This is a genomic window from Streptomyces sp. SS1-1 (assembly GCF_008973465.1).
Classification (GTDB): domain Bacteria; phylum Actinomycetota; class Actinomycetes; order Streptomycetales; family Streptomycetaceae; genus Streptomyces.
In genome coordinates, this window is sequence record NZ_WBXN01000004.1 from 6,402,121 (window position 1) to 6,415,902 (window position 13,782).

Sequence of the window (13,782 nt, forward strand, 5' to 3'; positions counted from 1 at the left end):
GTACGCCGCCCGGGCCGGCCGCGGCTCCCTACCGTCGTGCGCATGTGGAAATCGATCCCGGACGGCGAACCGGACCGGCTGGTGGCCCTCGCCGACGGCGTGTTCGCCATCGCCCTCACCCTGCTGGTCCTGGACTTCTCCGTCCCCCAGAACCTCGACCCGGCCGACTACGACGACGCCCTGCGCGAACTCCTGCCGAACTTCGGGGCGTACGCGCTGAGCGTGCTGGTGCTCGGCGCGTTCTGGCGGGAGCACCGGCGGATCTTCGGCTACGTCCGGCAGGTCGACGGGCAGCTGATCACGCTGTCCATCCTGGGACTGGGCGTCGCGGCCCTGCTGCCCTTCCCCACCAAGCTCCTCGCCGAGTACGGCAGGGAGCCCGAGTCGGTCGCCGCGTACGCGGCGACGGTCGCCGCGCTGGGCGCCGCCGACCTCGCGGTGGTCCTCCTGCTGGCCCGGCGCTCCTGGCTGCGCGGCCCGGCGGGACCGCCGGAGGGCTTCCGGCTCTTCGCCGTCGACCTCGCGGTCACGGTGGTGGTGTTCGCCGCCAGCGTGCCCCTCGCCCTGGCGTACGGCCAGGCCGCCATGTGGCTCTGGCTGGTCATGGCCCCGTTCAAGGTGGCCATCGGCCGGCGCGCGCAGCGGGCGCGCTGACGACGGGGGCAGCGGGTGCGTTGAAGCGGGCAGCGGGCGCGCTGACGGGGGCAGCGGATGCGTTGACGCGGGCGCCCTCAGCCCTGCGCCGCCACGTCCACCCACGTGCCGTCGGCCGCCGAGCGCACCATCGCGTCCAGGACGGCCGCGCTGCGCACCGCGTCGTCCAGCGTGGCGCCGTAGGGCGTGTCCTCGGCGATCGACCGCAGGAACCGGTACGCCTCGACGACCTTGAGGTCGTCGTAGCCCATCGCGTTCGCCGCGCCCGGCTGGAAGGCGCCGAACTCCCCGTCGCCGGGGCCCACATGGACGGTGGCGACCGGCTGGTCCTGGTAGGCGGTGCCGCGGCCGACCCTCAGCTCGCCCATCCGGCGGAAGTCCCAGGACACCGTGCCCCGGGTGCCGTGCACCTCGAAGCCGTAGTTGTTCTGCTCGCCCACCGAGACCCGGCAGGCCTCCAGCACACCGCGCGCCCCGGAGGCGAACCGCAGCAGGCAGGAGACGTAGTCCTCGTTCTCGACCGGACCGAGCTCGCCGGTCGCGAGGGTGTGCCCGGCGGTGGCGGCGGTCGGCCGAGCCCGCTCGGGGACGAAGATCGCGGTGTCGGCGGTCAGCGCGGCGATGTCGCCGAGGAGGAAGCGCGCGAGGTCCACGCCGTGCGAGGCGAGGTCGCCCAGCACTCCGCTGCCGCCGCGCTCACGCTCGTAACGCCAGGTCAGGGCACCCTGCGGGTGGGCGGCGTAGTCGCTGAACAGACGGATGCGCACATGGGTCACGGTGCCGAGGTCACCGGACGCGATGAGGTCGCGGGCGGTCTCGACGGCGGGCGCGTTGCGGTAGTTGAAGCCGACGGCGGAGCGCACGCCGGCCCGCGCGGCCGCGTCGGCCACGGCCCGGGCGTCCCCGGCGGTCAGCCCGACCGGCTTCTCGATCCACAGGTGCTTGCCGGCCTCGGCCATCGCCACACCGATCTCCCGGTGCAGGAAGTTCGGCGCCGTGACGCTGACCGCTCGGACACGCGGGTCGGCGGCGACCTCGCGCCAGTCCCGGGTCGCCGAGGCGAACCCGTAGCGCGCGGCGGCCTCCTCGGCCCGGCCGGGCACCTCCTCGGCGACGGTCACCAGCTCCGGGCGCAGCGGCAGGTCCGGGTAGTGGTGCGTGAGGCGGGCGTACGCCTGCGTGTGCACGCGCCCCATCCAGCCGAATCCGACGACGGCGACGCCGAGCGTGTCCACCATTGCAGCCCCTCATTGGACCGGTCCATTTTCTGTCCGGGCCACCTTGGGTCGCCGCCGCGACCGGTGTCAACCCCCGTCCCGCACGCCACCTGCCTTTGACAAGCGCCCTGAGCGCATGGAACGGTCCATACCCATGAGACAGCCGACCATCCGTGACGTGGCCGACCGCGCCGGCGTCTCGAAGTCGCTGGTCTCGCTGGTGCTGCGGGGCTCCGAGCAGGTGCGCCCCGAGAAGCGCGAGGCCGTCCTGCGCGCCGTGCGCGAGCTGGGCTACCGGCCCAACGCCGCGGCGCGCAGCCTCAGCGAACAGCGCACGCGCACGGTCGGCGTCCTGCTGAACGACCTGCGCAACCCCTGGTTCGTCGACCTCCTCGACGGCCTGAACTCCCTGCTGCACGACAACGGCCTGCACATGCTCCTTGCCGACGCCCGCCTCAACCGCCGTACCGGCCAGGACCCCGCGGGCCCCCTGCTGGACCTGCGCGTGGACGGGCTGGTCGTGGTCGGCACCCTGCCCGACCCGGCGGCGCTCGCCGAGGCGGCCGAGCGGCTGCCGGTGGTGGTCGCCGGCGCGCGCGAACCGGCGCCCGCCGGGGTGGACGTGGTCGCCAACGACGACGAGCGCGGCGCCCGCCTCGTCACCGAGCACCTCATCGGCCTCGGCCACCGGCGCATCGCGCACATCGCGGGCTACGGGGCGGTCGGCGAGCTGCGGCGGCGCAGCTTCGAGACGGTGATGCGCGAGCACGGCCTGGCGGACGGGGCGCTCGTCGAGAGCGGCGACATGACCGAGGAGGGCGGCTACCGGGCGACGGTCCGGCTGCTGAGCGGCGCGCGGCGGCCGACGGCCGTGTTCGCGGTCAACGACATCTGCGCCATCGGTGCCCTGTCGGCGGCCGAGGAGTCGGGGCTGCGGGTGCCGCACGACCTGTCGGTCGTCGGCTACGACAACACCAGCATCGCCCGGCTGCGGCACGTCTGGCTGACCACCGTCGACAACGCCGGCTACGAGGTCGGCCGGCGTGCCGCCCGGTGCCTGCTGGACCGGTTCGCCGGCACCGGGGGAGCGGGCGGGGTCCGGCTCGCCGCGCCCGCGCTGGAGATCCGGGGCACGACGGGCCGCCCGCTCACAGATTGATCGCGTACGCCTTCCGCAGCGTCTCGTGCACGGTCCACGTCGTACGGTCGCCCTCGCGCAGCACGGCCATGTCGCCCGGCCCCACCTTCAGCGTCGGGCCGCCCTCGACCTCGACGGTCGCCGAACCACTGATCACCACGAAGAGTTCGTCGGCCTCGGTGTCGGTGACCACGCCCGGCGTGATCTGCCAGATGCCCCGCACCTGACGTCCGTCGGCGGACTCCCACACCACCTTGCCGGTCACCTCGGGCGTCCCGGAGACGATCTGCTCCGGGGCCAGGGGCTCGGGTTCGAGCTCGGCGTCGGGGATGTGGAGAGCGAAGCTGTGCGTCATGCGGCCGACCCTAGCCCGGGGCGGTCGCCGTCCGGTCTGGACACAGTGTGGGGTGGCGGAGGGGGTGGACGGACACTCCGTCTCCGTCGGGCAGCCCGTCATATGAACCGTCCTGTCATATGTACGGATGGTCCGAAGTGGGTCGTACGACGGTCTCGCGTATTGTTGCGTCATATGCCCGCTGTGACGCGTGGCTGCTCCCGTGATGCAGGGGGCTCATGAGGTATGGGGTGAAGGGGGGAGCGGGACGTGGTGGCACTTCTCGCGCTGATGGCGGTGGTCGCTTTCGCGGCGACGGCGGGCCTGCCGTGGTGGGTGGTCGCGCTGGTGACCGTGTTGCTGGCCGGGTTCGTCGGGGGCATGTCCTGGAGTCCGGGACGGGGGCAGAGCGGCGGGGCGGCCCGGGGTCCGGCGCGCCGACCCGCGCACCCCATGGCCGACCGGGATACGGCCGTGACCCCGGCCGAGACGCCCGTCGGGGCGGCGCCGCCCATGAGGTAGGGTTGACCTGCGTGATCACACGGTTCGCCGTGTGACGGGCACCGGGACGTGGCGCAGCTTGGTAGCGCACTTGACTGGGGGTCAAGGGGTCGCAGGTTCAAATCCTGTCGTCCCGACGGGAGTCTTCTCCATCGTCGCAGACAAGGGCCTCGGCTCACTCAGGTGAGCCGAGGCCTTTGATCTTTTCCGAGTGCTCAGGGGACCTCTGAGTACGTACTCGCTCCGCGCATGAGTATGCGGGGCGATGGCCGGGGGGCGTGCGGGGGCCAGGATGGTGGTCGTGACCGCACCCGACCCGCATTCCGCCTCCGCCCCCGAGGCGCCGGCGACCGATCCGTTCGCACCGTCCACGCGGGCAGTGCGCGTGTTCGCCGGCATCGGCCTCCTGCTGCTCGCCTTCGCCTACGGGGCGTTCCTCGTCATCGTGCTCGATCAGGCGTACAGCGGCGCCGGAACAAGCGGGCCCCTGGTGGGTGTGGCCCGGTGGTCGATGGGCCTGTCCGCGATCGCGGGACTTCTGGCGCTGTGCCTGCCCGACGCCGCGGTGAGCCCCGCGGCGTGACGCGGAGCCGTCGCGACGCAGTACATCCTGGCGTTCGCCGGCCCCGTGCTGGCCGCCGTCGATGTCACCTAGCCGGTGCTCCGGCCGGGAAGGCGCACCGGAGGCGCGTCGTCAGACCTCCCCCACCCGCAGCTCCGCCCACCGGCACGTTCCGCCCGGCTGCACCCGGACCCCGCAGCGCTCGGACAGGGTGCTGACGATCTCCAGGCCCCGGCCGTGTTCGTCCGGGTCGACGGCGGATGGGGAGGCGGCGGGGCCGGTGTCGGTCACCTCGACGCGGACCGCCGCGCACGTCTCGCCCCGGTCGCGGGAGACCCGCAGGGTCGCGGGCGGCAGGGCGTGCACGATGGCGTTCGTGACCAGCTCGGAGACCACCAGCAGGACGTCCGCCGCGGCCTCCGCCGTCAGGTTCCACTCGGCCAGCACGCCGCGCACCCGGCGGCGTACGCCGCCCGCCGCCTCCGGTGCGTGCGGCAGGCTGAACAGGTGCTCGACTTCCCCCTGAGGCGCGGCACGGAGCTGCGCAGTGATCATCGGTCCTCCTCCTGGGGGAGCCCTGCCGGTGGAAGGCCGGGCCCGGAGGAGAAACGGTAGGAAGACAGACCAAGCCGGTCAACGAACCCGGGTCGGCATTACCGAACGAGAGTCCCTAAAGGGGTAAATCGGACTAGGCTTGTGTCATGGCCGGCCCCGTCCAGTCCATCGAGCGGGCCGCGGCGATCCTCCGACTGCTCGCCGGCGGCTCCCGGCGGCTCGGCCTCGGCGAGGTCGCCTCCTCCCTGGGCCTCGCCAAGGGCACCGCCCACGGCATCCTGCGCACCCTGCAGCACGTCGACTTCGTCGAACAGGACCCGGCGACCGGCAAGTACCAGCTCGGGGCGGCCCTGCTGCACCTCGGTACCAGCTACCTCGACGTCAACGAACTGCGGTCCCGTTCGATCAACTGGGCCGACGCCCTCGCCGCCCGCAGCGGCGAGGCCGTCCGGCTCGGCACCCCCCTGGAGGGCAGGGTGCTCGTCATCCACCATGTCTTCCGGCCCGACGACACCCTGCAGACCCTGGACGTCGGCGCGCTGCTCCCGCTGCACGCCTCCTCCCTCGGCAAGGTCCTGCTGGCCTTCGGCGCGGCCCCCGTCGAACCGCTCCTCGAGGACATCCCGGAGGCCTACACCCGGCACACCCTCGTCCACTTCGCCGACCTGCACCGCGCGCTCGCCGAGATACGGGACCTGGGGTGGGGCGCCGAGGTGCAGGAGATGAGCATGGGCGAGGCCGGGATCGCCGCCCCCATCCGGGGCCAGGGAGGGCTCGTCGTGGGAGCGATCGGCGTGTCCGGCGCCGTCGAGCGGATCTGCGACACGAAAGGCCGGCCCCAGCCGGCGCTGATCACCGTGCTGCGCGAGGCGGCACGCGCGATCTCCAGGGACCTCGGCGCGGCCCGCTGGTAGGCGGGCAGCCCACGACACACCGGAAGGAGGGCCGATCATGGTGGAGCGGTATGTGATGTCCATCGACCAGGGCACCACCTCCACCCGGTGCATCCTGTTCGACCACGGAGGACGCCTGGTGTCCGTCGCCCAGCGCGAGCACCAGCAGTTCTTCCCGCAGCCCGGCTGGGTCGAGCACGACGCCGTCGAGATCTGGCGCAACCTCCAGCGCGTCGTCCCCGAGGCCCTGGCCAACGCCCAGGTGGCACCGGACCAGATCTCCGCCATCGGGATCGCCAACCAGCGTGAGACGACGGTCCTGTGGGACCCGCGCACCGGCGTCCCGCTGGGCCGGGCGATCGTCTGGCAGGACACCCGCACCGCCCCGTTCGTCGAGGAGCTGCGCCGGGACCCCGGCGACGACTTCTTCCTCGACCACTGCCTGCTGCCCCCGTCCACCTACTTCTCCGCGCCCCGCATCCGCTGGCTGTTCGACCATGTCGACGGACTGGAGCGGCGCGCCCGGGACGGCGAGGTGCTGTTCGGCACCATCGAGAGCTGGCTGATCTGGAACCTCACCGGCGGCCCGGACGGGGGACTGCACATCACCGACGCCACCAACGCCAGCCGCACCATGCTCATGGACATCCGGACGCTCACCTGGGACCCGGCGCTCATGGACTTCTTCGGGGTGCCGCCCGGCATGCTCCCCGAGATCCGCTCCTCCGCCGAGCGCTACGGCGAGGCCCGCGCCGTGCTGCCCGGCGTCCCCATCACGGCCGCCCTCGGCGACCAGCAGGCGGCCCTGTTCGGCCAGACCTGCTTCGCGCCGGGCGAGGCGAAGTGCACGTACGGGACCGGCAGCTTCCTGGTCATGAACACCGGCACCGACCTCGTGCGCTCCGAGCACGGGCTGCTCACCACGGTCGCGTACAAGATCGACGAACAGCCGACCGTGTACGCGCTGGAGGGCCCCATCGCGGTCACCGGCTCCCTGGTGCAGTGGTTCCGCGACCGGCTGGGCCTCATCCACAGCGCCCCCGAGATCGAGACGCTCGCCCGCACGGTCGAGGACAACGGCGGCTGCTACATCGTGCCCGCGTTCTCCGGCCTGTTCGCCCCGCACTGGCGCAGCGACGCCCGCGGCGTCATCGTCGGCCTCACCTCGTACATCACCAAGGGGCATCTCGCCCGGGCCGTCCTGGAGGCCACCGGCTGGCAGACCCGCGAGGTCGTGGACGCCATGAACGCCGACTCCGACCTCGCCCTGAGACAGCTCAAGGTCGACGGCGGCATGACCTCCGACCACCTGCTCATGCAGATCCTCGCCGACGTCCTCGACGTCCCCGTCGTACGCCCGCTGGTCGCCGAGACGGTGTCGCTGGGCGCCGCCTACGCGGCCGGGCTCGCCGCCGGGTACTGGCCGGACCTGGCGGTGCTGCGCCGCAACTGGCACCGGGCCGCGCAGTGGCTGCCCGACATGGACGCCCAGCGGCGGGAGTGGGAGTACGAGTCCTGGCAGCGTGCCGTCGAACGGTCGCTCGGCTGGGTCCGCGCCCCCCGGCACCCGTGAGCCCGAGGGACGCGCGCCCCGTCGTCAGCGGCTGACCAGCAGGCCCCGGCCGCGCAGCACCCGGCGCTCCAGCGGGCTGAAGATCAGCAGGTCGATGGCGATCCCGACGAGCAGGATCAGGAAGATCGCCAGGAACACTTGGGACATGCTGCTGTTGTTGCGGCCGTTCTCCAGGAGCTGGCCGAGGCCCACGCCCAGGTCGGGGGAGGAGGCGATGATCTCCGCGGCCATCAGCGACCGCCAGGAGAACGCCCAGCCCTGCTTCAGACCGGCGAGGTAACCCGGCAGCGCGGCCGGCATCACCACGTGCCGCGCCTCGCGCAGCCCGGTGGCGCCCAGGGTGCGCCCGGCCCGCAGGAACAGCGGCGGGATCTGGTCGATGCCGGCGACGAGCCCGTTGGCGATCGAGGGCACCGCGCCCAGCAGGATCACGGCGTACATCATCGAGTTGTTCAGGCCCAGCCAGAGCACGGCGGGCGGCACCCAGGCCACCGACGGCAGCGACTGCAGCCCGGACAGGATCGGGCCGATCGCCGCGCGCACGAACCGCACCCGGGCGACCAGCAGGCCGAGCGGGGTGCCGATCGCGAGCGCCAGCAGGAAGCCGAGCAGACCGCGCGAGACCGATGTCCAGATGTAGTCGAGCAGGGTGCCCTTGAGCCAGGCGTCGCGCACCTCGCCCCACACCTCGGACGGCGAGGGCAGCTTGTAGGCGGGGACGACCTCCGCCCAGACGAGCACCTGCCACACCGCCAGCACCAGCACCACCGCCGTCACCGGCGGCAGCACCTTGCGGATCAGGGTCTCGCGCAGCGGGGTGCGGCGGACCTGCACCGAGTCCAGGGCGTCGAGCCCGGCCTCCAGCCCGGCCAGGTCCTCGGTGCCGCTCTTGCGGGTGTCGACCTCGGTGTCGACTCCGTTGTCAGTGCCGGCCATGGCGGCGGATCTCCCCACGCAGTTCTTCGGTGATCTCGGCGGACAGTTCGGCCACCGCGGTGTCCTCGAGGCGGCGGGGCTGCGGGATGCCGACGGTCCACTCCCGGGCGACGCGGCCCGGGCGTGAGGACAGCAGGACGACCCGCTGGGCGAGCTTCACGGCCTCGCGGACGTTGTGTGTCACGAACAGGACGGACACGCCGGTCTCCCGCCAGATACGGGTCAGTTCGTCGTGGAGCACGTCCCGGGTGATGGCGTCGAGGGCGGCGAAGGGCTCGTCCATCAGCAGCAGCCGGCTGTCCTGGGCGAGCGCCCGGGCCATGGCGACGCGCTGGCGCATGCCGCCGGACAGCTCGTGCACCCGCTTGCCGTACGCGCCCTTGAGACGGACGAGTTCGAGCAGTTCCTCGGCGCGCTCGCGCCGCTGGGCCTTGCCCACGCCCCGGAGTTTCAGGGCGAGTTCGATGTTCTTGCCCGCCGTCAGCCAGGGGAACAGGGCGTGTTCCTGGAACATGAGGGCGGGGCGGCCGTCGGTGGTGATGGTGCCCGCGCTGGGCCGGTCGAGCCCGGCGACCAGGTTGAGCAGGGTGGACTTGCCGCAGCCGGAAGCCCCCAGGAGGGTGACGAACTCGCCGGGGGCGACGTCGAGGGTGATGTCGTCGAGGACGAGCTGCTGCCCGCCCGGGCCGGCGAAGGACTTCGAGACGTGCTCGATCCGGGTGGCCCGGGGCGCCGGCGCGGCGTCCTCGGCGACCTTCTCGGTCGTGGCCGTCGTGGTGGCCATGGTCGTCACCTCCTGGGGACTGAACGGATGCGGTTACGCGGTTACTTGACGCCGAGACCGGCGTCGTCGACCGCGTCCTTGCCCTCGGCCTTCAGGACCTTGTTCAGCGGACGGAGGTCGTAGATGCCCTTGAGGTCGGTCTCGTCCAGGAGACCGGACACCACCGAGTGCTCGGCCTGGGTGTCGAGGGTCGCCGCCAGCGGGTCGTCCAGGAACTGGATCGACTTCCACGCCGGGTCGAGCACGTTCGCGGGCAGGGCCTTGCCGGACAGGGTCTCCAGCGCCTTGTTCGCGGACGCCTTGGCCTGGTCCGGGTTGGCGTTGATCCACTCGTTGGTCTTCACCGAACCGCGCAGCACGGCCTCGACGACGTCCGGGTGCTCCTTCAGGAAGCTCTGCGACACGATGATGTTCGTGATCACGAACTTCTTGTCGGGCCACAGGTCGGACTCGTCCAGGAGCACCTTGGCGCCGTCGGCGACCAGCTTGGACGCGGTCGGCTCGGGCACCCACGCCCCGTCGATCGAACCCGACTTGTAGGCGTCCGGGGTGATCTTGTTGTCGGTGCGGACGACGGACACGTCACCCTTGCCGCTCTCGGCGTCGACCTTCCAGCCCTGCTCGGAGATCCAGTTGAGCAGCGCCACGTCCTGGGTGTTGCCCAGCTGCGGGGTGGCGATCTTCTTGCCCTTGACGTCCTTCAGGGACTTGATCTTCTTCGGGTTCACGACGAGCTTGACGCCGCCGGAGGCCGAGCCGGAGACGATCCGCAGGTTCTTGCCCTGCGCCTTGGTGTAGCCGTTGATGGAGGGGGAGGGGCCGATCCAGCCGATGTCGATGGAGCCGGAGTTGAGCGCCTCGATCTCGGACGGGCCGGCGTTGAAGGTCGACGGCGCGATCTTCGTGCCGCCGAGCTCCTTCTGGAGCAGGCCCTCCTGGACGCCGACCAGGGCGGTGGCGTGCGTGAGGTTGGGGAAGTAGCCGATCTTCACCGTGTCGGTGGAGAGCTTCTTGGCGCCCGCCGCGACCTCGGCCTTCTTGCCGTCGTCGTCGGAGGAGTCGGCGCCGTAGCCGCAGGCGGTCAGCAGCAGGGGGAGCGCCGCGAGGACGGCGACGGTGCGCAGGGCGGTGAGCGGGCGAGCGGCAGACACGGAGGTGTCCTCTCAGGGATGAGTGAGCAGGAAAGGGCGGCGGCGCGCGCAGATGCGCGCCGCGGCGGAGCGCCGGGCACGGACGGTGCCGGCGGGGGTGACCCAGGATCGGTGCGGACAGGTCCCGCGCGGGCGTCAGCGGCCCCGACAGATGGCGCTGGACGTGCGGGCGAAGTCGATGTGCCGACGCGAGGTCAGCAGCAGACGGCACAGGTCTGCGTGGTCACGCGCACCCATGGCCACCCCACCCCGCAGATCCATAGTTTTCCTACCTGGTTGATGGGGATCGTGGCAGAAGGTGGGCGCTACCCCAAGAGGCTTTTCATATGATGGACACTTCCTTCTCGCCATCCGAGATACCGCAGGTCGCGGGGGCGGCGCGCAGGGCGCGCAGAAGGGCGCGTGCGACGGCGTCGTTCTGCCGGAAACCGGGCGCGTCCGTGCGGGGGCGGGCGAACGCGGCGACGGCACGGCTGTTGGTCGGGGCGCCCAGCGCGATCCGGCGCGGGTGCGGGCCGCCCAGGGACGGGTCGAGGACGTGCCCGTCCGCCGGGACGACCGCCAGCAGGCCCGAGCGGTGCCGGTGCCCGGCGTCGGAGACGACCTCCTCGGTCAGCGCGCCCGCCCGGTACAGCCCGCGCAGCAGCCCGTCCTCGGTCCGCTCCAGACTGGGGCCCGGCAGATACGCCTCGATCAGAGCGCTCGCGTGCACGACATGACCGGGCACCGTGGGACTGGACGCCGTGAACGTGCCGGTCTCCTCGTCCGTGCCGACCGAGACGCCCGCGCCCAGGAAGCGGACGATCCCGGCCCGCGAGAGGGCCAGCAGCTGCCGCAGCCGGAAGCCGGGCGGCCCGGAGGCCAGGAAGCTGAAGAACCCGTGCCACCAGCCGTCCAGCTCCGTGGCGAGGGACCGCGCGGTCAGCCGTCCGGCGGCCACCAGGCGCGGCAACTGCCCGTACACCGACAGCAGGGCGTAGAACGCGCCGAGGTCGGCGCTGAACGCCGGGTCCTCGCGGCGGGCGACATCGGCGGCCACATGGCCGCGCAGATGCTCCTGGAACGCCTCGGCCGTCGGGAACGCCAGACCGTCCAGGGGGCGGTCCAGCGCCTCGAAGTCCAGCCGGTCCGCGGGATCGGGCACGGCCCGTGCGACGAGAGCGGTCATGGCGTCGTCGTACCAACCCAGTTCGTCGTACGCGGCGGAGAACTCCGTCCAGGGCAGCGCCGTGCGCTCGGGGTGGGCGTGGAACAGCTCGTGGTAGTGGCCGAACCCGATCTCCTTCGCCATCAGCGGCCACACGTCGCGCCGCAGCTCCAGCGGGCGGCCCCGGGCGAGCAGCGCGTCGACGGCCTTGGGCCCGAAGTGCCGGGGCAGCGGCGGCCGGGGACCCTGGAGCCGGTAGCGCGTCTTCGAGTGGTACGGCACCCCGCGCCGCGACCCGACGTGCAGGACCGGCTCACGGCCGGACGGCACATAGGTGAGCGTGCCGTCGGCCCCGGTGCGGAAGACGCCCCCGCGGCCCTCGGTGAGCAGCGAGACCAGGTCCACGAACGCCAGGCCGAAACCGCGCAGGATCACGTCCTCGCCGGGCCGCAGTGCGGACAGGTCGGCGTCCGAGGAGAACGCGGGCGGCAGATGGAACAGCCCGTGCCGGCGCGCGAAGTCCACGTGCGCGCGGTGCCCGGCGTCCGGTGCCGCGCCGAGGTGGCCCTGCGCCAGCACCACCAGGTCGGCGACGAGCGGGTCGGCGCGGCCGGCCAGTCGCACCTCCTGCGGCCCGTCGGGCGGGCCGGTGACGGCGGTCGCGGTCGTCCGGTGCCACTCGACGGTGATCCCCGGCGGCAGTTCGGTCAGCACCCGGCGGAACACCCAGTCCAGGTAAGCGCTTTGGGCCCGCCGGGTGGGGAAGTCGGAGCCGGCCAGCTCCCTCAGCTCGGCCAGCACGTCCGGGTCGGCGGGCTCGGCGTACGGCGCGTGGCGCGGGCCCCGCCCGGAGAACTGGGCGGCCCACTCGGCGAGCGAGGGCCCCGGCCGCACGGGCCCTTCGATGGTGGAGGACTCGTCGGTGAACATGGTGACGTCCTCCGCCATGGAGTTCATCCGCAGCAGCGCGGACTGCTCCTGGCGCCAGATACGACCCGGCCCCGGCGGGTGCGGGTCGATCAGATGGACGTGCAACCGGTCGTCCCCGCCCCACAGTTCGCTCGCGTTGGCGGCGATGCGCTCCAGCAGTCCCGTCGCGCGGGGCCCCGCGCCGACGACGACCAGGACCGGCGGGGAGGCGTCCGCGCTCATCGGTCACCGCCGATCACGGGACGGGCGTCGGACGCGGCCGCCGCGCCCAGCCGGCGCCGCAGCACGAGCAGCTGGTCCCGCGCCCGCCGCAGCGGAGTGGGCGGCAGAGCGCGGGAGTTGCCGCGCGCGTAGTACCGCTCGACGTAGAACTGCCCGGCGCTGAGCACCGTCGTGACGGCGATGTACCACAGCGTGGCGACCATGAGCAGCGGGATGATCTGGTACGTCTGGTTGTAGATCAACTGCACCGAGTACAGCAGGTCGTGCACGGCGAGCACACTGACGATGCTGGTGCCCTTCAAGGTGCCGATCAGCATGTTCCCGGCGGTCGGCACGATCGAACGCATCGCCTGCGGGACGACGATCCGCCGCAGCGTACGGCCCCGGCTCAGCCCGAGCGCCTGCGCGGCCTCCGTCTGCCCGGCGTCCACGGACAGGATGCCGCCACGCACCACCTCCGCCGCGTACGCGGACTCGTGCAGGGTCAGGCCGATCACGGCGGTGAGCGTGGGACCGAGCAGGTTGACCGTCTTCACGGTGACGAACTGCGGGCCGAAGGGGATGCCGAGGCCGAGCGTCGGGTAGAGCGCGCCGATGTTGAACCAGAACAGCAGCTGCACCAGCAGCGGCGTGGACCGGAAGATCCACACATAGCCCCAGCTCAGCGTGCGCAGCACCGGGTTCGCCGACAGCCGCATCACGGCGAGCACGGTCCCGAGCAGAAAGCCCAGCACCATGACCGCGGCGGTCAGCCACAGCGACAGCAGCAGACCGTCGAGCACGGCGGTCGTGGTGAAGTACCGCCCCACCACGCCCCATTGGAAGGCCTCGTTGCGGACGACGGAGTTCACCACCATCGCGAACAGCAGCAGGGCGACCGCGGCGGTCAGCCACCGGCCGGGGTGCCGGCGCGGCACGATCCGGGGTTCGGCACCCGGTGGAGGACCGGACGCGCCGGGACTCTTGGTGACGGGCAGGGACGAGACATCGGGCGAGGTGACCATGGGAGGGCTCTCCGGGAGGAGGGAACGCGGGCGTGGGTGACCCCGCGGCACGCACGGGGTGCCGGGGTCGTCCGGTGTCGTCACGCTCGCCGCGTCCCTCAACGCGGCCGGAGAGGCTGCCGCACAGCGCACAGCCGGTCCGCCGTCGATCGTATGTGCCCCTGACGTCGCCCTGTCAACA

14 protein-coding genes and 1 tRNA gene are annotated in these 13,782 nt (G+C 72.4%); 7 read left to right on the plus strand and 8 right to left on the minus strand.

Annotated elements, in window-relative coordinates:
• Window positions 1-42 precede the first annotated feature (42 nt).
• A complete protein-coding gene (locus F8R89_RS30525; RefSeq protein ID WP_192806276.1) occupies window positions 43-654 on the plus strand; it encodes a TMEM175 family protein in 612 nt (203 codons plus the stop codon).
• Window positions 655-731: 77 nt separating this feature from the next.
• On the opposite strand, the gene F8R89_RS30530 is transcribed toward F8R89_RS30525, so the two are convergent.
• Window positions 732-1,892 carry a Gfo/Idh/MocA family protein gene (locus F8R89_RS30530; RefSeq protein WP_151786974.1) on the minus strand — a complete coding sequence of 387 codons (1,161 nt, stop codon included), beginning with the start codon at window positions 1,890-1,892 and terminating at the stop codon, window positions 732-734.
• Window positions 1,893-2,025: 133 nt separating this feature from the next.
• Between F8R89_RS30530 and F8R89_RS30535 the strand changes: the two genes are divergently transcribed.
• On the plus strand, window positions 2,026-3,030 hold the full coding sequence (locus tag F8R89_RS30535) for a LacI family DNA-binding transcriptional regulator (protein WP_151786975.1): 1,005 nt from the start codon (window positions 2,026-2,028) through the stop codon (window positions 3,028-3,030).
• Here the strand turns inward: F8R89_RS30535 and F8R89_RS30540 are convergent.
• A complete protein-coding gene (locus F8R89_RS30540; RefSeq protein WP_151786976.1) occupies window positions 3,020-3,364 on the minus strand; it encodes a cupin domain-containing protein in 345 nt (114 codons plus the stop codon). The genes F8R89_RS30535 and F8R89_RS30540 overlap by 11 nt on opposite strands.
• Before the next feature lie 249 nt (window positions 3,365-3,613).
• Between F8R89_RS30540 and F8R89_RS30545 the strand changes: the two genes are divergently transcribed.
• From F8R89_RS30545 to F8R89_RS30555, 3 genes are all read left to right on the plus strand, one after another.
• Window positions 3,614-3,865, plus strand: coding sequence for a hypothetical protein (locus F8R89_RS30545; protein WP_151786977.1), 252 nt, complete (start codon window positions 3,614-3,616; stop codon window positions 3,863-3,865).
• A 42-nt stretch (window positions 3,866-3,907) separates the two neighbouring features.
• A tRNA-Pro gene (locus tag F8R89_RS30550) sits at window positions 3,908-3,981 on the plus strand.
• 164 nt (window positions 3,982-4,145) lie between these two features.
• A complete protein-coding gene (locus tag F8R89_RS30555) occupies window positions 4,146-4,427 on the plus strand; it encodes a hypothetical protein (protein WP_151786978.1) in 282 nt (93 codons plus the stop codon).
• A 111-nt stretch (window positions 4,428-4,538) separates the two neighbouring features.
• Here the strand turns inward: F8R89_RS30555 and F8R89_RS30560 are convergent, their stop codons facing one another.
• Window positions 4,539-4,961, minus strand: a complete 423-nt coding sequence (locus F8R89_RS30560; RefSeq protein WP_151786979.1) for an ATP-binding protein — start codon at window positions 4,959-4,961, stop codon at window positions 4,539-4,541.
• A gap of 146 nt (window positions 4,962-5,107) precedes the next feature.
• Between F8R89_RS30560 and F8R89_RS30565 the strand changes: the two genes are divergently transcribed.
• Together F8R89_RS30565 and glpK are read left to right on the plus strand one after the other, a co-directional pair.
• Window positions 5,108-5,875, plus strand: coding sequence for an IclR family transcriptional regulator (locus tag F8R89_RS30565; protein ID WP_151786980.1), 768 nt, complete (start codon window positions 5,108-5,110; stop codon window positions 5,873-5,875).
• A gap of 37 nt (window positions 5,876-5,912) precedes the next feature.
• Window positions 5,913-7,427: a glycerol kinase GlpK gene (gene glpK, locus F8R89_RS30570; protein WP_151786981.1), complete on the plus strand. Its 1,515-nt coding sequence runs from the start codon at window positions 5,913-5,915 to the stop codon at window positions 7,425-7,427.
• A gap of 24 nt (window positions 7,428-7,451) precedes the next feature.
• Here glpK and F8R89_RS30575 read toward each other — a convergent pair whose 3' ends face one another.
• From F8R89_RS30575 to F8R89_RS30595, 5 genes are all read right to left on the minus strand, one after another.
• A complete protein-coding gene (locus F8R89_RS30575; protein ID WP_151786982.1) occupies window positions 7,452-8,363 on the minus strand; it encodes an ABC transporter permease in 912 nt (303 codons plus the stop codon).
• Window positions 8,350-9,147, minus strand: coding sequence for an ABC transporter ATP-binding protein (locus tag F8R89_RS30580; RefSeq protein ID WP_151786983.1), 798 nt, complete (start codon window positions 9,145-9,147; stop codon window positions 8,350-8,352). The genes F8R89_RS30575 and F8R89_RS30580 overlap by 14 nt, the downstream gene beginning before the upstream one ends.
• 41 nt (window positions 9,148-9,188) lie before the next feature.
• Window positions 9,189-10,298 (minus strand): ABC transporter substrate-binding protein, encoded by a 1,110-nt coding sequence (locus F8R89_RS30585; RefSeq protein WP_151786984.1) that lies wholly within the window; start codon window positions 10,296-10,298, stop codon window positions 9,189-9,191.
• A 322-nt stretch (window positions 10,299-10,620) separates the two neighbouring features.
• A complete protein-coding gene (locus tag F8R89_RS30590; protein WP_151786985.1) occupies window positions 10,621-12,597 on the minus strand; it encodes an FAD/NAD(P)-binding protein in 1,977 nt (658 codons plus the stop codon).
• The gene (locus F8R89_RS30595) at window positions 12,594-13,601 is read right to left on the minus strand and encodes an amino acid ABC transporter permease (RefSeq protein WP_151786986.1); all 1,008 of its coding nucleotides are present in this window, start codon (window positions 13,599-13,601) and stop codon (window positions 12,594-12,596) included. Before F8R89_RS30595 ends, F8R89_RS30590 begins: the two co-directional genes overlap by 4 nt.
• Window positions 13,602-13,782 lie beyond the last annotated feature (181 nt).

Bases quoted from the DNA above. Each gene is read 5' to 3' on its own strand.
- F8R89_RS30595 (WP_151786986.1), bottom strand. From the start codon at position 13,601: ATGGTCACCTCGCCCGATGTCTCGTCCCTGCCCGTCACCAAGAGTCCC.
- F8R89_RS30575 (WP_151786982.1), bottom strand. From the start codon at position 8,363: ATGGCCGGCACTGACAACGGAGTCGACACCGAGGTCGACACCCGCAAG.
- F8R89_RS30590 (WP_151786985.1), bottom strand. From the start codon at position 12,597: ATGAGCGCGGACGCCTCCCCGCCGGTCCTGGTCGTCGTCGGCGCGGGG.
- F8R89_RS30540 (WP_151786976.1), bottom strand. From the start codon at position 3,364: ATGACGCACAGCTTCGCTCTCCACATCCCCGACGCCGAGCTCGAACCC.
- F8R89_RS30530 (WP_151786974.1), bottom strand. From the start codon at position 1,892: ATGGTGGACACGCTCGGCGTCGCCGTCGTCGGATTCGGCTGGATGGGG.
- F8R89_RS30560 (WP_151786979.1), bottom strand. From the start codon at position 4,961: ATGATCACTGCGCAGCTCCGTGCCGCGCCTCAGGGGGAAGTCGAGCAC.
- F8R89_RS30525 (WP_192806276.1), top strand. From the start codon at position 43: ATGTGGAAATCGATCCCGGACGGCGAACCGGACCGGCTGGTGGCCCTC.
- F8R89_RS30535 (WP_151786975.1), top strand. From the start codon at position 2,026: ATGAGACAGCCGACCATCCGTGACGTGGCCGACCGCGCCGGCGTCTCG.
- glpK (WP_151786981.1), top strand. From the start codon at position 5,913: ATGGTGGAGCGGTATGTGATGTCCATCGACCAGGGCACCACCTCCACC.
- F8R89_RS30580 (WP_151786983.1), bottom strand. From the start codon at position 9,147: ATGGCCACCACGACGGCCACGACCGAGAAGGTCGCCGAGGACGCCGCG.
- F8R89_RS30565 (WP_151786980.1), top strand. From the start codon at position 5,108: ATGGCCGGCCCCGTCCAGTCCATCGAGCGGGCCGCGGCGATCCTCCGA.